Below are 15,897 nucleotides of genomic sequence, written 5' to 3' on the forward strand. Positions count from 1 at the left end.
CGGTCAGAACATAGGATGTCATTCGTTTTTCCGTTGTGAAGCAGGTTCATTGGATTGTGTGAGGAATCTCTGCAGATCAGGTCGCGACACGCGCCTCCTCGCTCAACTGGCCGTTCATCCAGTCGGCACCGGCAGCGATACCGCCGAGCGGAAAGACGTGTATCTGCGCAATGCGGCTTTGTGGATGGGCCGCCTTATAATCTGCTATATCCGTCAGGACTTCCGCCGGTTCGTAAGGCTTCAGAAGCTGGCTGAGGTCGAGTGCGCGCCTTTGCAGCACGGCAAGCGATGGGCCAACGCCGCAGGCAATCGCAAATCTGATCAACGTCTGCAATTTGGTCGGGCCGGCAATGCCGACATGGATCGGCAAGCCAATACCGGCTGCGGCTATGCGCTCCGCCCAGGCGACCACGGGGCGGGCGGCGAAGGCGAATTGTGTCACGATGGCCATGTCCGCATCCGTGCGCTCGCAATAGCGCTGTTTGAGGGCCAAGGCTTTATCGACGATGCGGGTGGAACCGTCCCTGTCAATCGCTCCATTGCCCTCCGGATGCCCGGCGACATGCAGCCGCCTGAAACCGTGACGGTCGAACAGGCCGGTCTCGAGAAGCTGGATGGAGCTGTCGAAATCTCCCGCCGGCGTGGTAACACCGCCGCCGAGAAGCAGGGCCTCCTCCACACCGGCCTCATTTTTATAGCGCGTGATCCATTCTTCCAGCGTCGCCACATCCGCAATCAGGCGGGATGGAAAATGCGGCATGACCGGAAAGCCGTCCTCGCGAAGACGCCTTGCCGTCGCCACCATGTCATCGATCGGCGTTCCCTCTATATGGGCGATGTAAACCCGCGTACCGGCCGGCAGCAAAGCCTTGAAATCATCGATCTTTGCCGCCGTTCTCGGCATCACTTCAATGGAATATCCGGAAACGATATCCTTCAGATGGGCCGTATCGGAAGATTTCTCCCCGCGTCTGCCTTTCAACAGGTCCAGTAGTGCCACCATGTGTCCTCCGGTAGGTCTGAAGAGAATGCGGCAGGCTTGCCGGACCTGCCAGCACATACCGAACTCCATGAATTATTGAAATATTTTGATACCCAGCGACCTCTTTCATCGGGCACGCCGCAACGAAAGAGGTCACGATTTCAAGGTCCACACAGGCGCGGGCGGAACTGCCCGGGGCTAGATCACCGCACGCAGCTTTTCCTGCGCCGCCTTGGAGTATGGAATGGACGAAACCCTCGCCCTGATCGTCGTTTGCGCGTGGCGTTCGACATGCGGCTTGCGCGAACCGCCGTTCACCTCGCCCCATGTCAGCACGACCTCGGTGCCGACATCCGCATAGGCCTCGTCTATGCCGCAAAGCGAGATCATGTCGCGCTCATTGATGTTGTAACCGCAATATTGCGACATGCCGATCAGCCTGCCATCTTTCGCACGGACTTCATCGGCCTGCGGCCAGCCGAAATAGGCGGTCGGCATATCGATCGCCTTGTAGATCGGGCCATCCCCCAGCTGAGAGGCGAATATCTTGAGAACATCTTCCTTGTTCCATTGCAGCGCGCGCTTGACCCGGCGCGGCTGCTTGAGCTGCGCTTCCAGCGCCTCCCGGCCGATAAAATCGTGGTCGAATTTCACCAGCCGCTCATAACCGAGCGCCCAGGGCGTCCAGTAATAATCCTCGATATTGCTGGTGTAGAGGCTGCCGCCGAGCTGCATATTCGCTTCCCAGCTGTCGGCCGGAAGCCATTCGCGGTAGGAACGCAGTTCCTCGCCAGAATAGATGCCGGGCAGCGGATAGGGTATCCAGCCATCCTCGAGCGGCGTGCTGTAATAGGTTCGGGTGCCGGCTTGAAGCAGGCCGTATTTTTCGCCCGCCTTGAGGATAGCGTCGCGGACGATATCCATCTCCGCAAAAGCGCCGGATATTTCCGCGCCGGCATGGCCCGCCATGCCATGGCGCAGCACATGCACCCTGCATCCGGCAATGGTGACATAGGCCGTATGGAAGAACTTGATTTCCGGCCAACCGCCTTCGCAGATTTCTTCAAGAATATCGCGGGCGTTCGGCCCTTCGATCTGGAAACGATATTTCGTGCGTTTGCCGTCCGGGCTGTAGGGTGTGGTCGGATCGAAACGGAATTCGACATTATAACCGCCGGTCTCGCCATTATAGCGAACCCAGTTCAGAACCGGCATGCCGCTGATGAGTTCGAAACCCTCATCCTCGCCGTAATAGTTCAGGATGCAATCGCCGATATGATGGCCGCGCGGCGTGCAGGCGATATATTGCTTGGCGCGACCGGTGGAGAGATTGGCGAACGAGCAGGGGGAAAGGTCGCTCAGAAGCTTTTGCGCGTCCGGACCTTTCACATAAAGAACCGGCATATGATGCGATTGGTTGAAGAGAACGGCGCTTTCACGCCAGGCCCTCTGCTCTTCGCGCCAGTTGCTATATTCCGGCGCGATCAGCGTCGCAAAAAGGCTGGTCCGCGATTTGTGATACTGGGAAATCGTATCGTTGTAGAAATAGTCGACCAGGTTCTGTTTGGAATCGATCAGTTCTTGCAGATTTTTCATGGTATCAGCCTTCCTGTTCATGATGCTTGATAGGGTTGCCACGCAAGTGCAGACGGTTCTTACGCAGGCGGGAAAATTGCGTAGGCTGCGCCGCTCCGACCCGGACCGGTTCCACGGCCGGGGCGGTTTCAGTCATACTGGAATGCCGGCGATTACTTCACGGCGGGCATGTCGCAGGCGGAGACGTAAGGGTCCTCGCCCCGCTCCATTGCGATCCGCGGCGCACCCATGCGCCATTTGCCTTCCGGCCCCGCTTCCACCTCAAGGGCGTAATAATTATCGAGCGGCATATGGTTCCTGCCAAAAGTCAGCTTGCCGCGAACGGACTTGAAATCCGCCGCCTCCAGCGCGGTGCGAAGGGCGGCCTTGTTCTCAAGGTCTCCCTTGGCGGTTTCCACGGCGGATTTGATAAGCTGGATGGCGTCATAGGCGGCGGCGGCATAATTCGAGGGATCCCGCCCGTATTTCTGCCGGAAGTCGGCGACGAAACGCCGGTTTTCGGGCGTATCGAGATCGGGATACCAATAATCCGTTAACACGGAGCCGAGCGCACCCGTCGCATTGCCTTTCTGAAGCGCCGGCAGGGCGATCTGGTCGAGCGTATAGACGGTATAGAGCTTTACCTTGCCCTTGAGGCCGGATTGCTCGAACTGGGTCATGAAAGCGGCAGAACGACCGGGATAGAAAGCAAAGAGCGCTTCCGCGCCGCTCGCGGCCACCTTGCTGAACTCGGCGGAGAAATCGAGCTGCGGATCGTCACCCCATTTGGTGAAATCCTGGCCGACGACCTTGCCCTTGAACGTATTTAGCAGACCTTTGACGACATCCTGCCCGGCGGCGTAATTCGGCGCCATGGTATAGATCGCCTTTACGCCACGCTTGTTGAGTTCTTCACCGAGCGCCATGGACATCACGTCGCCCTGCCCGCGCATGCTGTAAAAATTCGGATTGCACAGCTTTCCGGCCATGTCGGACGGCGCCGCATTCGTGCTGATGACGATCGTGCCGGAATCGAGCGCGCTTTTGCGCGAGGCAAGCAGAACATTCGACCAGATATAGCCGGTGATGAAATCGACCTTGTCCTGGCGCACGAGCTTCTCGGTCTTCTGGCGGCCGACATCGGGCTTCAGGGTATCGTCCTCGACCACGAGTGCGATGGGCCTGCCGGCGATCTTGCCGCCCGCATGATCGACCGACAGCCGGATCGCATCTTCGACATCCCGCCCGATGACGGCAGCCGGCGTCGTCAGCGTGGTAACGAGGCCGATCCTGATCGGCTGCTCCGCGGATAATGGCTCTGTGAGGCTGAATAGGGCGGCAACGGCCGCGAGATATTTGATTGTCATTTTCCCCTCCATGCCGGCTCCTCTCCGGCTTCATTTACATACCGCTTAATCGGTATGTTTTCAATAAAAAGATTCTCTGCTATGGAAAGTTTCGTCTATTGAATACGGGAATAGCTCCGGAATTTGCGACGGAGCAGAGTGCGAAGATGGCGAAAGCAAGAGCCCTGCAGGGGCACAACAGGATAGTGGCATCAGGCAATGCAGAAAAAGCGACGCACACAGGCTGAACGAAGCGCCGAAACGAAGGAGAAAATCCTGCAGGCGACGATCGACCTGCTCTTCGAACAGGGCAATGCACGGCTGACGACGGCGCTGGTCGATGAGCGGGCTGGCGTCTCGAGCGGTGCGCGGGTGCATCATTATCCCGCCAAGATCGATCTGGTCGTGGCCGCGACCGGTCATACTTACGAGCTTGCCGCACAGCTCGGCCGCCAGCGGGCGCTTTCTGCGCGCAACTCGCCGGAACCTCTCCGGGAATATGTGAAGGATTGCCTGTCGATCTATTTCGACTGGCCGTTCATCGCCGCGCTCGAGGTCGTCATCGCCGCGCGGACCGACGAGGTGTTGATGGAACGCCTGCGCCCGGTTCTCGAAAATTTCCATGGCGCCATGAAGGCGACATGGATCGAGACATTCGTGGCGACCGGTTACACACCGTCCGAAGCGGAAGAGGAACTCGCTTTGACGCTCAATCTCATCCGGGGAATGGCCGTCAATAAAATCTGGAAAAGCGGCGATGCGGCCTATGCGCCATTGCTGGATGCCTGGTGCGCAGACCGCGCCGCGCGACGCAAAACCGCGGCGGCGCTCAAGGGATAATTATGGACCATTCGCATTGAGATGGCCGGAAGCGAATGCCGAAACGGATCAGACGCTCAGATATTGCTTGACCGTTTCTTCCTCGGCACGCAGCTTCTCCGGTGCGCCCGTCCAGACCACGCGTCCCTTCTCAACCACATAAAACCTGTCGGCGACGCCGAGCAGCCGCTTGATGTGTTTGTCGATGACGACGATAGATTGTCCCAACTCCCGCAGGCGGGCGATGCAGTGCCATATCTGGTCGCGCACGACGGGTGCCAGTCCCTCCGTCGCCTCATCGAGAATAAGCAGCCGTGGGTTGGTCATCAGCGCCCGGCCGATTGCCAGCATCTGCTGCTCTCCTCCGGAGAGAAGATTGGCATAGGAACCGTTTCGCTCGGAAAGCCCCGGAAAAAGCTCATATATGCGCTCCACCGTCCAGCATTGCGGCTCCGCCCGGCGGTTGGCGGCCGCCACCTTCAGATTTTCATGCACGGTGAGATTTGGAAAAACCTGCCGCCCCTCCGGCACCAGGCCCAACCCCGTCCGGGCGACGCGGGCGGTCGAAAGGCCATCGAGCCGTTTGCCCTCGAACTCAATCACGCCGTCCCATGCCGGCAGCAGCCCCATCAGCGCCCGCACGGTGGTCGTCTTGCCCATGCCGTTGCGGCCCATGAGGCAGACCACCTCGCCGGCATCGACCTCGAAGGACATGTCGAACAGAATCTGGCTGCGGTCGTAACCGCTCTTCAAATTGCGGACTTTCAGCATCAGGCATCCTCCCCGAGATAGGCTTCCCGGACCCGCGTATCGTTGCGGATGTCTTCGGGCGTGCCAACGGCGACGATCTCGCCGCGCACAAGCACGGTCACCCGGTCGGCCAGTTCGAACACGGCCTCCATGTCATGCTCGACCAGAAGTATGGTGATGAGGCCTTTGAGACCGGCAAGGAACCGCGTCATCGCCCGGCTTTCCTCCGAGCCAAGCCCGGCCATCGGTTCGTCGAGCAGAACAAGGGCCGGATTGCCGGCAAGCGCGATGGCAAGCTCCAGCATGCGCTGCTCGCCATGGCTGAGATCGGCCACTTTTCGCGACATATCCATGCCATTCAGGCCGATGAGCGCGAGCATCTGCGCCGCACGCGCCTGCAAATCCGCATTGCGGTCGACCCGCCGCCAGAAGCGGAATGCATGGCCATCGCTTGCCAGAAGCGCCAGGATGAGGTTTTCCCCCACGCTCAAATCCCGCACCAGTGTCGTGATCTGGAACGACCGCGCCATGCCGAGCCTCGCCCGCTCATGCGAGGGGCGGTTGGTGACATCGACGCCGTTGATGAGCACGGCGCCGGACGTCGGCAGGATTTCTCCGAAAAGCTGGCTGATCAGCGTCGTCTTGCCCGCCCCGTTGGGGCCGATCACCGCATGAAGCTCGCCCTTGGCGAGTGACATGGAGAGATTGCGGGTGGCGTGCAGGCCGCCGAAAAATTTTTGCAGATTGCGAACCTCAAGCACCGCGTTCATGCGCGCCTCCCCGAACAGATGAGACCGACGAGGCCACCCTTGGCGAAAAGCACGACGGCGATCAGGAACAGACCGAACCAGAAGTGCCAGTAGACCGTCAATCCGCCGAGAAATTCCTCGATCAGGAGAAAGACCAGCGCCCCGACGACGGGACCGGCCACCGTGGACACGCCGCCGACGATGACCATGAAGATAAGCTCGGCGGAACTTGTCCAGCTCATCGATTCCGGTGTCACGAAACTCGTGAAATTCGCATCGAGGAAGCCGGCAAGGCCGCAGATCACGCCAGCGGCGATATAAGCGGCGAGGCGATAACGATAGGGATCGAACCCGACCGCCCTCACCCGCCGTTCATTGCCCTTCGCCGCCTTCAGGAGCAGGCCGAAATCGGATTGCCGGATACGGGCGAAACCCAGCATCACAAGCGCCAGCACCGCCAGCACGACGTAATAAAGGACGGACCTGTCACCGAGATCGACCACCGTGCCGAAGCTGCTCGGATAATTGATCGTCAGCCCGTCATCGCCGCCGAACTGCCTGAGGCCGATCATGGTGAAATAGACCATCTGCGCGAAGGCGAGCGTGATCATGATGAAATGAACACCGCGCGTTCTAAGCGCGACGAGGCCGGTCAGACAGGCGAAGAGCCCGCTGACGCCTACCGTGACCAGCAACTGGATGACACCGTTGTCAATGTCGAAATCGGCGAGGATGCCGACGGAGTAAGCGCCGATGCCGAGAAAGGCCGCGTGACCGAGACTGACCAGCCCGCCGAGGCCGATGATGAAATTGAGGCTGACGGCGGCAATGCCGAGGATCATCGCCCGCAGCAGGACTTCCACCCAGAAATCGTGGCCGAGCGCCGAAAGCACTGATGGCGCCACCGCCAGCAGGAGAAGGACGGCAATCGCCGTCAGCAGATCGCGATCCACCGTTCTGCCCGATGCGGTCTCCCGCTTTGAAGCCGGCTGCACCGATTGAGCGATTACCGAAGTGGTTTCTGTCATCACATCACCTGCTTGCTGGCGGGAAGAGGCCCTCGGGCCGGAATATCAACACCAGAGTCATGGTGAGATAGATCAGGATGGAGGCGAGCGACGGCCCCGCCGAAGAGGCGACTTCCGGCGGAAACACCGCATTCAGCAGCGACGGCAGATAGGCCCGCCCGAGCGTATCAATCAGCCCGACGCCCAGAGAGGCGATAAAGGCGCCGATGATCGAACCGATGCCGCCGATGATGATCACCACCAGCGCCAATATGACGATCTGGTTGCCCATGCCGATAGAAGCACCGGTGATGGGGGCCACCATGATACCGCCGATGCCGGCCAGAACCGCACCGATGGCGAACACCAATGCGAAGACCATGCGCGTTTCTATGCCGAGCGCCCGTGCCATTTCCTCATTGGAGGCGGAGGCCCGCACCATCATTCCGACCCGTGTGCGGGTGATGACCTGCCAGAGCGCAATCGCCACGAGAGCCGCGACGACAACGATAAAGAGGCGGTAGGACGGCAGGGTGACGCCGCCAAGCGCGATCTGCCCGCTGAGCCAGGCCGGCAGGGGAACCGACAGTCCTTCCGGCCCCCAGAGATATTTCACCGCCGTATCCGCGCAGAGCACAAGGCCGAATGTCGCCAGAACCTGGTCGAGATGATCGCGCTTGTAGAAATGCCGGGCAATCAGCCATTCGGCAATAAAACCGGCCGCCAGCGTCGCCGGCAGGGCGATGAGCATGCCAAGCACAAAGGAATCGAGCGCAATGGCGACGGTGGCACAGATATAAGCGCCGATCATGTAAAAAACGCCATGCGCCAGATTGATGAAGTCCATGATGCCGAAGACCAGTGACAGGCCGGCGGCCAGCAGAAACAGGATCAGCCCGAGCTGAACCCCGTTCAGAAGTTGATTGGCAAACAGGATAATATCCATTTTCTCCTCCCAGAGCCGTACCGCCGAACGATGTTTTCTCACCCCTCGTTGCGGCAGGCTTCCACATAGGGATCGGTCAGGTCTTTCATTTCGAGACCGTCCGACCTGAGGCTCCAGACACCGTTCGCATCCGGTGCCACTTCAAGGCTGAGATAGCGATCGATGGGGAAATGATTGCGGGCAAGCTTGTAGCGGCCACGCACGGAGTCGTAGTCAGCCTTGGCGAGCGCCGCACGCACCGCATCGGTCGCGGAGATATCGCCGCCCGCCTGCTCCACCGCCGCTTTGACATAGGGGATAAGATCATAGGCGGCCGCCGCGTAATTCGAAGGCACGCGGTTATATTTCGCCTTGAAATCGGCAACGAAGCGCTGGTTGGCGGGCGTTGCAAGATCCGGCGACCAGTAATCCGCCGAGCTTGACCCCAGAACCGCATCGATCTTCGCTTCCTGAAGCTTCGGCAGCGCGATCTGGTCCATGGTATAGACGCTGTAAAGCTTGACCTTCTTGCTCAGCCCCGATTGTTCGAACTGGCGCGCGAAAATCGCGGCGCGGCCGGGATAGAAGGCGAAAAGCGCGTCCGCGCCCGATGCCGCCACCTTTGCGAATTCCGCCGAAAAATCGAGCTGCGGATCATCGCCCCATTTGGTGAAGTCGCGACCAGCCACTTCCCCGCCAAAGCTGCTTTCCACCCCGGCGGCCATGTCCTTGCCGGCGGTATAGTTGGGCGCCATCACGTAGAGCTTCTTCACGCCGCGCTCGTTCATGACCTTGCCGAGCGCAATCGGCACCATGTCGTTCTGGCCGCGCAGCGAAAAGAAATTGGGGCTGCAAAGCTTGCCGGCAAGCTCGGAAGGCCCGGCATTGGTGCTGATCAGAAACTTGCCGGAATCGAGCACCGATTTGCGCGCCGCCATCAGCACGTTGGACCAGATGAAACCCGCGACGATATCGACGCCGTCCTGGCGCACCAGCTTCTCCGCCTTCTGGCGGCCGAGTTCCGGCTTCAGCCCGTCATCTTCGAAAACGACCTCGATCGGATGGCCGGCGATCTTGCCGCCGGAATGTTCGACCGCGAGCTTGACGGCATCGACCATATCGTTGCCGATGGATGCGGCGGGCGTGGTCAGCGTGGTGATGAAGCCGATCTTGATCGGCTCCTGTGCGCCCGCCGTTCCGCTCATGAGCAAGGCGGACAGGGCCGCTGCTGCGATACGTTTCATTGTGTTCTCCCTCCCTGAAAACATCTGTTTCGTTATTCGTTATCCGGCTGATTGGCCGGCGCCGCCTTGCGGAACGCCTCCAGTTCCGAAAGCGCCTGCCCAATCCTGCCGATATGCGGATAGGCCTCCATATCCACATCGAAACGCCTGTTGTTGACGAGCTGCGCCGCAAGGCAGATATCCGCCAGCGTCACGCTGTCGCCGTGGCAGAACCGGCCGGTTTCCGGCTCTGTCGCAAGCCGGCGCTCCAGCGCCGCGAAGGTCTCGGCCACCCAATGCCGGAACCACGCGGCCTGCGCTTTTTCGTCAGCGCCGAAATGCTCCTTGAGATAGGCCAGCACCCTGAGATTATTGATCGGATGAATGTCGAGGGCGATCATCTGCGCAAGGCTGCGCACACGCTGACGCCCTTCGGCATCCCTCGGCAGCAAAGCCGGCTCCGGAATTTTCTCCTCCAGAAATTCGATGATCGCGAGCGACTGCGTATAGGTTTCGCCATCGGTCCAGGTGAGCGCCGGCACGAGGCCCTGCGGATTGAGCCTGAGAAAACGGTCGGACCGCTGCTCGCCCTTGCGCAGGTGGAACGCTTCGTAATCATAGTCCACACCCTTGAGCGTCAGCGCGATCCTGACGCGATAGGAGGTAGAGCTTCTGAAATAATTATGCAGGATCGGCCGGTTCATGCGGCTTTCCCCGCGCGCCGGGCGGCGGATGCGGGCTCCACGATCTCGATGGCGATCTCGCCCAGCCCGTCGATACCGCCGGTCACCCTGTCTCCCGGCACAATCGCGCCGACACCCGCAGGCGTTCCCGTCATGATGATATCGCCGCGCTTCAGCGACATGGAGCGCGACAGGATGGAAACGATTTCCGGCACATCCCAGATCAGCTCGGCAATATCGGCTTCCTGCCGGCTCGCACCGTTGACCGCAAGCCAGATCCGCCCCTGCGACGGATGCCCCACTTGCGCGGCGCGGCGGAGGGGCGCGATGGGTGCGGAGAGATCGAAGGCCTTGCCCCAATCCCAGGGCCGTCCCTTGTCGCGCGCCGCCAGTTGCAGATCGCGGCGGGTAAGGTCGATGCCCACGCCATAACCCCAGACCATATCGAGGGCCGCTTCCTGCGGCACATCCACGCAATCCTGACCGATCGCCACGACAAGCTCGATCTCGTAGTGAAAATCCTCGGTCTCGGGCGGATAGGGTATCGTGCTGCCAGTATCCACCACCGCGTCCGCCGGCTTGGTGAAAAAGAACGGCGGTTCGCGATCCGGGTCCTTGCCCATCTCACGGGCATGGGCGGCGTAGTTTCGGCCGACGCAGAATATGCGCCGCACCGGGAAACGGCTCTCGCTGTCATGGATGGCAATGGATGCCGGTGCCGGGGGATCGAATTCGAAATCGCTCATGGGTTTTCCAATCTGTCCTTTATCCGGGTCTGAAAGCCGTAAAAGCGGCGTCAGACCATCTCGTGGTCCTGTCGGGGCCAGCGTGTCCTCAATGGACGCGCTCAGCGCTCAGATCGATTTTCCGCAAGGTCTGCCGATCGATCTTGCCGGTTCCCGTCTTCGGCAATTCCTGGAAGAAAATGACGCTGCGGGGATATTTGTAGGGCAGCAGCGTCTTCTTGACGTGTTGCTTGAGCGTCTCGGCGGCGCTCGCCTCATCCGCATCCGGCTGTTCTAGAACGACAAAAGCCTGAAGCGTCATCCGCCGGTCGGCCATTTCCACCGCCAGCACCGCGCATTCGCGCACCATCGGGTGGTCAGCGAGGCAAAGCTCCACTTCCAGCGGATAGACCCACTGGCCCGAAACCTTGACGAACTCATCGGCGCGGCCGAGGAAATAATAGAACCCGTCCGCATCGCGTTTCATGCGGTCGGAGGTGTAGATCCAGCCATCGCCGCGCATGGTTTCAGCGGTTTTGTCGGGTCGGTTCCAGTAAAACGGCGCGTTGGAATCGCCGCGCACCCATAGGACACCGCTTTCGCCATCCGGCACCCCATTGCCATCGGGATCGCGCAGCGAAATCTCGTAACCCGGCACACGCAGCCCGGCAGCGCCCGGCCGCCGCGCCTCTTTCGTGTTCGAAAGATAGATATGCAGCACCTCGGTGGAACCGAGACCTTCGACAATGTCGTGACCCGACAGTGCCCGCCAGGCTTCCGCCACCTCATTGGCCAGCACTTCCGCCGCCGAAAGGCAGAGTTTCAGGCTGGAAAGATCGGCTCCGGCCGCCTCCGGCGCATTGATGAGCGACGTATATAGCGTCGGCAGCCCGAAGAAATGCGTCGGCCGATAACGTCGGATCGCATCGAAGACCACATCGGCCTTCGGTTGCCCCGGAACGAGAACGCTGGTCGCCCCGACCGAAAAGGGAAAGGTCAGCGAATTGCCGAGACCATAAGCGAAGAAAATCTTCGGAACCGAAAAGCAGATATCGTCGGGCGAGATATCGAGCACATGATGCCCGAAGGATTGCGCCGTGAAAGCCATGTCGTGCTGTAGATGGACGATGCCCTTCGGACGCCCGGTGGAACCGGAGGAATATTGCCAGAAGGCCATATCGTCACGCCGCGTCGGCGCCGCTTCAAGCTCCGTGCCGGCATCGGCGAGGAATGTCTTCGCTTCGACCGCCGGCACCGGGCAAGCGGCCGGAACCGGACCGTTCGTGACGACCACCTTTTCCAGCAGCGTATCGGTGCAGGCGACAGTGTCGAAACGGGAAGCGAAAGCGGCATCGACGATGGCGATACGTGCAGAGGAATCCTGCAGATAGAAATTCAAGAGGTCGGGCGGCGTCAGCGTGTTGATGAGCAGCGGCACGAGGCCGGCCCGAAGCGCACCGAACAAAGCCGCCGGACAGGCGGGCGTGTCATCGAGAAACAGCAGCACCCTTTCGCCATGGCCAAGACCGGCTTCAATCAAGGCATTGCCGAAACGGCAGGCGTCGGCGCAGAGTTCGGCATAGCTGCGGGTTCCGGCTGGGCCAATCACGGCCGGATGGTCACCTCGGCCCCTTTCCAGATTATCGAAAAGGATAGCGCTGGCATTGTAGATTTCCGGCACGGAAAAGCCGATTTCGAGACTGCCGGCGGCATTGCGCGGCACCCCGTCTTCTGGCGGCTGCGGCAGGGTTTCGTAAAGCTTGGCCTGAACGGTCATATCTTCCTCCTTCAGGCGGCCGGGCGCGGACGCGAGGCGTCGTAGCGCTGCATGAAACGCGGGGACATCGACCGCAGCCGCTCATCGTCGATGCGGCCGGAACGGGTGATGTAGCTATGGGCGAAATCGACCGGCGAAAGGCGCATATGTTTTGGAACATCCGCATACCAGCCGGCGCTTTCACGCGCGGCCCGCACCAGCTTTTCCACCACCGGCTGCCTCTCGGCCTGATAGTGCTCAAGGGCATCGCGCACATCGCCAGAATGCGCCTCGAGCGCCTTTACCAGCGCCAGAACATCCTCGAGCGCCAGCCGGGTACCGGATCCGATGGAGTAATGCGCGGTGTGCAAGGCGTCGCCGATCAACACCATGTTGCGATGCGACCAGCGCCCGTTCCATATCCACGGGAAATTGCGCCAGGTGGACTTGTTGGCGACTAGCCCGTGGCCATCGAGCGTTTCGGCGAAAATCGCCTCGCAGCGCGCCTTGCTGTCTTCGGGGCCGAGCCGATCGAAGCCGGCTTTCAGCCAACTTTCACGATCGCACTCGACGATGAAAGTGCTCATGGTCGGTGAATAACGATAGTGGTGGGCATTGAAAGCGCCGAATTCTGTCTCGACAAAAGTCTGTGTCAGCGTTTCGAAGCGCTTGGTGGTGCCGAACCAGACGAATTTCTCATCGAGATAGGTAAGCGACGTCTGGAAATCGCCTTCAAAGGCGCGGCGCACCAGCGAATTGACGCCATCGGCGGCAACGACAAGGTCGTAACCATCGAGTTCCGACACCGACTGCACTGTCGTTGAAAACGAAAGCTCCACACCTGCAGCGCGCGCCCTTTCCGTCAGCAGCAGGATAAGGTCGAGGCGGCCAATGGCCGAAAACCCTACGCCATCCAGCGCGACACTCTCACCACGATGGACGAGGGTGATATCCGACCAGGTCTCCATGCGGGCCGTGACAAGGTCCGCCGTTTCCGGATCGTCGGTACGCAGGAAATCCATGGCCTTTGCCGAAAACACGACACCGAATCCGAAAGTCGCACCTTCCGGATTGTGCTCGAACACCTTCACGACGTCGGCCGGATGCCGCCTTTTCCACAGACCGGCGAAATAAAGCCCTCCTGGCCCGCCGCCGATAACAGCCACCCGCTTCATGCGCATCCTCCCTCACGCAATTGCTTTTCATCAATCTAGCGGATATTACGTATAGTGCAATAGGTTTTATGGAGTGCAACGAATGAAAACCTTCGAAACGGAAATCACGGTGGAATGGGGGGATTGCGACGAGGCGGGCATCGTTTTTTATCCGAACTATTTCTATTGGCTGGATTGCACCTTCCAAAGGCTGCTGCGTTCGCAAAATCTGGGGCAACGGCAGAACAGGGCGGAATTCGGTGCGGTGACGCCGCTGGTGGATGTCGGCCTGCAGTTCAAGGCGCCGGCCCGCTATGACGATACACTTCGCATCGAGGCCACCATCGTGGAATGGCAGGAACGCAGGTTCCGCATCGCCTACCGCATTTTTTCCGGTGAAAAGATCATCGCGGAGGGTTATGAGGTTCGGGCATGGGCGACCATGACGGATAATGGTCTCAAGGGCGCGCCCATATCCGAGGAATTCAGGAGGCGACTGCAATGAACGGAGAGGACGATGTCGACAACGAGGCTTCGGGCAACGGCAATGCCCGCGGCGGCATTCAGGCTCTCGATGCGGCGCTGACCGTGCTGCATGCGCTTGCCGATTTCGAAGGGCCTGCCGCATTGATCGACATCGCCCGGGCGGTATCCATGCCGTCCAGCAAGGTGCATCGTTATCTCGCCAGTTTCATCCATGCCGGTTTTGTCCGGCAGACCCAGCGATCCGGCCGTTACGAGCTGGGGCCGTTTGCGGCTTCTCTCGGCATTGCCGCGCTCGGCCGCAGCGATTTTGTCAATCAGGCCGCCGATGCGCTGCCGGACCTCGTGGAACAGACGGGCCTGACGGTGCTGCTTACCGTATGGGGCAGCCAGGGCGCGACCGTGATCCGCTGGTGCCGGGCGCCGAGCCCGATGGTGACATCCTTCGGCCTCGGCAGCAGCCTGCCGCTTCTCACCTCATCGAGCGGCCGGGTCTTTCTCGCCTTTCTACCGCGCCATGTCACCGCCGCCCGGCTTTATCTCGAGGTCGAACGCGCGATGGATGCGGGTCTCTCCTGGCCCGACCTCGATCTTAGCGGCGCAAGCATCGACCGGCTGGCGGAGACAATTCGCGCCGATGGTTTTGCCAGCGTCGACGGCCGCTACGTCCCCGGCCTTCGGGCGGTGGCGGCGCCCGTCATCAACTGGCAGGGCGAGGCGGAAGCCGCCGTTACCCTGATCAGCAACTCCGAGCAGATCCTGTCGGCGGATAATCCGGCCGTGCGCCAGCTGCTTGATTTTACAACAGCCATCTCCAGCCGGCGGCAATGGCCTTCATCGAAGGCCTAAAGCGCGTCGCGTTTAATCTCTTTGTTTTATGCATGTCGTTATCCCGAAACCGCTGCACGCTTTCGGGCGACATGTATTAAGGCTTCTCCGGCCAGAAGGGCGGATCTGCAATTTCGCGGTCGAAAACGAGGCTGCGGCGCGGGCCGCGTCCCGTCAGCCAGCGAAGCAGGTCGGCGGCTGGCCCGCTGACCGTGTTTTTGCCGGAGCCGATGATGGTGGACCCCACCCCGTCCGTCGGCTTCAGCATCAATGAGAACGGCTGGCCGCGCATGTCCAGCGCCTGCGCCGCCTCTCGAAGAAGGCGATCCACCACTTCGGACGGAACATCCAGCAGGGAGGCCCCATTGTCGAGATCGACGGCGCGGAGCCATATTTCCCTAGTCCGCAGCCAGGGTGTCTGAGCGATCTCGACAAGACCGCCATTCAGCGGCTCCACCTGCGCCCGCCACCCCACCTCATCGAGATCGCGCCACTCGACATCCAGATGCACCTGCGAATGTTTGAAAAGATAGCGCAGCGCATGGGCCGGCAGGCTTGCGCCGAAGGCGATATCCTCGTTCTGCGCTTCCGGCTCTTCCAGCATTTCCCCTCGCCGCCCAAGGCGCGCCGCCTCGACCAATCGGGCAAGCGCCCGTGCCTGAAAACCGACATGGGCGATCACGTGTCGCCTGGTCCAGCCGGGAACGAGCGAAGGAAGAGCGAGTTCGCCATCGGAGAGTTCGTTCAGTTTTCTCGCGAAATAAGCGGTCCCCAGCCGTGCATATCGCAATTCGGCGGCCGGCGCCGCAGACGAATCGTAACGGGCGCCAGCCCCCAGACGTTGGCGCAATTCCAAACGGGCATCGGTGAGATCAGAAGACATCGTCCATCC

16 protein-coding genes are annotated in these 15,897 nt (G+C 60.6%); 3 read left to right on the plus strand and 13 right to left on the minus strand.

Translation table 11 applies throughout. The annotated features are described in order from the left end of the window. Window positions 1-76 precede the first annotated feature (76 nt). From L904_RS16920 to L904_RS16930, 3 genes are all read right to left on the minus strand, one after another. The gene (locus tag L904_RS16920) at window positions 77-1,003 is read right to left on the minus strand and encodes a methylenetetrahydrofolate reductase (protein WP_245285039.1); all 927 of its coding nucleotides are present in this window, start codon (window positions 1,001-1,003) and stop codon (window positions 77-79) included. Window positions 1,004-1,180: 177 nt separating this feature from the next. Further along, window positions 1,181-2,578: an aminomethyl transferase family protein gene (locus L904_RS16925; protein WP_233283576.1), complete on the minus strand. Its 1,398-nt coding sequence runs from the start codon at window positions 2,576-2,578 to the stop codon at window positions 1,181-1,183. Between the two features lie 152 nt (window positions 2,579-2,730). After that, complete coding sequence (locus tag L904_RS16930; RefSeq protein WP_035263486.1) at window positions 2,731-3,924, minus strand: ABC transporter substrate-binding protein; 1,194 nt, start codon at window positions 3,922-3,924, stop codon at window positions 2,731-2,733. A 198-nt stretch (window positions 3,925-4,122) separates the two neighbouring features. Here L904_RS16930 and L904_RS16935 point away from each other — a divergent pair, with 198 nt between their 5' ends. After that, on the plus strand, window positions 4,123-4,743 hold the full coding sequence (locus tag L904_RS16935) for a TetR/AcrR family transcriptional regulator (RefSeq protein WP_051671897.1): 621 nt from the start codon (window positions 4,123-4,125) through the stop codon (window positions 4,741-4,743). A gap of 48 nt (window positions 4,744-4,791) precedes the next feature. Here the strand turns inward: L904_RS16935 and L904_RS16940 are convergent, their stop codons facing one another. The 9 genes from L904_RS16940 to L904_RS28175 all read right to left on the minus strand — a co-directional run bounded on the left by L904_RS16940 (window position 4,792) and on the right by L904_RS28175 (window position 13,715). After that, entirely contained in the window at window positions 4,792-5,493 is a 702-nt protein-coding gene (locus L904_RS16940; RefSeq protein ID WP_035263453.1) for an ABC transporter ATP-binding protein, read from the minus strand. Further along, window positions 5,493-6,242: an ABC transporter ATP-binding protein gene (locus tag L904_RS16945; RefSeq protein ID WP_035263454.1), complete on the minus strand. Its 750-nt coding sequence runs from the start codon at window positions 6,240-6,242 to the stop codon at window positions 5,493-5,495. Before L904_RS16945 ends, L904_RS16940 begins: the two co-directional genes overlap by 1 nt. Next, window positions 6,239-7,249, minus strand: coding sequence for a branched-chain amino acid ABC transporter permease (locus tag L904_RS16950; protein WP_059762618.1), 1,011 nt, complete (start codon window positions 7,247-7,249; stop codon window positions 6,239-6,241). Before L904_RS16950 ends, L904_RS16945 begins: the two co-directional genes overlap by 4 nt. A 4-nt stretch (window positions 7,250-7,253) precedes the next feature. Further along, window positions 7,254-8,168, minus strand: a complete 915-nt coding sequence (locus L904_RS16955) for a branched-chain amino acid ABC transporter permease (protein ID WP_035263488.1) — start codon at window positions 8,166-8,168, stop codon at window positions 7,254-7,256. Between the two features lie 44 nt (window positions 8,169-8,212). Further along, entirely contained in the window at window positions 8,213-9,397 is a 1,185-nt protein-coding gene (locus tag L904_RS16960) for an ABC transporter substrate-binding protein (RefSeq protein ID WP_035263458.1), read from the minus strand. A gap of 32 nt (window positions 9,398-9,429) precedes the next feature. Beyond that, a complete protein-coding gene (gene maiA / locus L904_RS16965; protein ID WP_035263460.1) occupies window positions 9,430-10,080 on the minus strand; it encodes a maleylacetoacetate isomerase in 651 nt (216 codons plus the stop codon). After that, complete coding sequence (locus L904_RS16970; protein WP_035263462.1) at window positions 10,077-10,805, minus strand: fumarylacetoacetate hydrolase family protein; 729 nt, start codon at window positions 10,803-10,805, stop codon at window positions 10,077-10,079. Before L904_RS16970 ends, maiA begins: the two co-directional genes overlap by 4 nt. An 88-nt stretch (window positions 10,806-10,893) precedes the next feature. Further along, window positions 10,894-12,561 (minus strand): benzoate-CoA ligase family protein, encoded by a 1,668-nt coding sequence (locus L904_RS28170; RefSeq protein WP_051671898.1) that lies wholly within the window; start codon window positions 12,559-12,561, stop codon window positions 10,894-10,896. A gap of 11 nt (window positions 12,562-12,572) precedes the next feature. Then, window positions 12,573-13,715: an FAD-dependent monooxygenase gene (locus L904_RS28175; protein ID WP_035263492.1), complete on the minus strand. Its 1,143-nt coding sequence runs from the start codon at window positions 13,713-13,715 to the stop codon at window positions 12,573-12,575. An 82-nt stretch (window positions 13,716-13,797) separates the two neighbouring features. Between L904_RS28175 and L904_RS16985 the strand changes: the two genes are divergently transcribed. Together L904_RS16985 and L904_RS16990 are read left to right on the plus strand one after the other, a co-directional pair. Beyond that, complete coding sequence (locus L904_RS16985; protein WP_035263464.1) at window positions 13,798-14,199, plus strand: thioesterase family protein; 402 nt, start codon at window positions 13,798-13,800, stop codon at window positions 14,197-14,199. Then, a complete protein-coding gene (locus tag L904_RS16990; RefSeq protein ID WP_035263466.1) occupies window positions 14,196-15,026 on the plus strand; it encodes an IclR family transcriptional regulator in 831 nt (276 codons plus the stop codon). Before L904_RS16985 ends, L904_RS16990 begins: the two co-directional genes overlap by 4 nt. Window positions 15,027-15,102: 76 nt before the next feature. Here the strand turns inward: L904_RS16990 and L904_RS16995 are convergent, their stop codons facing one another. Further along, the gene (locus tag L904_RS16995) at window positions 15,103-15,888 is read right to left on the minus strand and encodes a maleylpyruvate isomerase family mycothiol-dependent enzyme (protein ID WP_051671899.1); all 786 of its coding nucleotides are present in this window, start codon (window positions 15,886-15,888) and stop codon (window positions 15,103-15,105) included. Window positions 15,889-15,897: the final 9 nt, after the last annotated feature.

Origin of the sequence: Agrobacterium sp. LY4 (assembly GCF_001526585.1) — a bacterium.
GTDB lineage: Bacteria > Pseudomonadota > Alphaproteobacteria > Rhizobiales > Rhizobiaceae > Agrobacterium > Agrobacterium leguminum.

Excerpts from the sequence above, each read along its gene's own strand:
- L904_RS16995 (WP_051671899.1), bottom strand. The coding sequence starts at position 15,888 with ATGTCTTCTGATCTCACCGATGCCCGTTTGGAATTGCGCCAACGTCTG.
- L904_RS16920 (WP_245285039.1), bottom strand. The coding sequence starts at position 1,003 with ATGGTGGCACTACTGGACCTGTTGAAAGGCAGACGCGGGGAGAAATCT.
- maiA (WP_035263460.1), bottom strand. The coding sequence starts at position 10,080 with ATGAACCGGCCGATCCTGCATAATTATTTCAGAAGCTCTACCTCCTAT.
- L904_RS16960 (WP_035263458.1), bottom strand. The coding sequence starts at position 9,397 with ATGAAACGTATCGCAGCAGCGGCCCTGTCCGCCTTGCTCATGAGCGGA.
- L904_RS16935 (WP_051671897.1), top strand. The coding sequence starts at position 4,123 with ATGCAGAAAAAGCGACGCACACAGGCTGAACGAAGCGCCGAAACGAAG.
- L904_RS28175 (WP_035263492.1), bottom strand. The coding sequence starts at position 13,715 with ATGAAGCGGGTGGCTGTTATCGGCGGCGGGCCAGGAGGGCTTTATTTC.
- L904_RS16945 (WP_035263454.1), bottom strand. The coding sequence starts at position 6,242 with ATGAACGCGGTGCTTGAGGTTCGCAATCTGCAAAAATTTTTCGGCGGC.
- L904_RS16970 (WP_035263462.1), bottom strand. The coding sequence starts at position 10,805 with ATGAGCGATTTCGAATTCGATCCCCCGGCACCGGCATCCATTGCCATC.
- L904_RS16925 (WP_233283576.1), bottom strand. The coding sequence starts at position 2,578 with ATGAAAAATCTGCAAGAACTGATCGATTCCAAACAGAACCTGGTCGAC.
- L904_RS16985 (WP_035263464.1), top strand. The coding sequence starts at position 13,798 with ATGAAAACCTTCGAAACGGAAATCACGGTGGAATGGGGGGATTGCGAC.
- L904_RS16990 (WP_035263466.1), top strand. The coding sequence starts at position 14,196 with ATGAACGGAGAGGACGATGTCGACAACGAGGCTTCGGGCAACGGCAAT.
- L904_RS16930 (WP_035263486.1), bottom strand. The coding sequence starts at position 3,924 with ATGACAATCAAATATCTCGCGGCCGTTGCCGCCCTATTCAGCCTCACA.
- L904_RS28170 (WP_051671898.1), bottom strand. The coding sequence starts at position 12,561 with ATGACCGTTCAGGCCAAGCTTTACGAAACCCTGCCGCAGCCGCCAGAA.
- L904_RS16950 (WP_059762618.1), bottom strand. The coding sequence starts at position 7,249 with ATGACAGAAACCACTTCGGTAATCGCTCAATCGGTGCAGCCGGCTTCA.
- L904_RS16940 (WP_035263453.1), bottom strand. The coding sequence starts at position 5,493 with ATGCTGAAAGTCCGCAATTTGAAGAGCGGTTACGACCGCAGCCAGATT.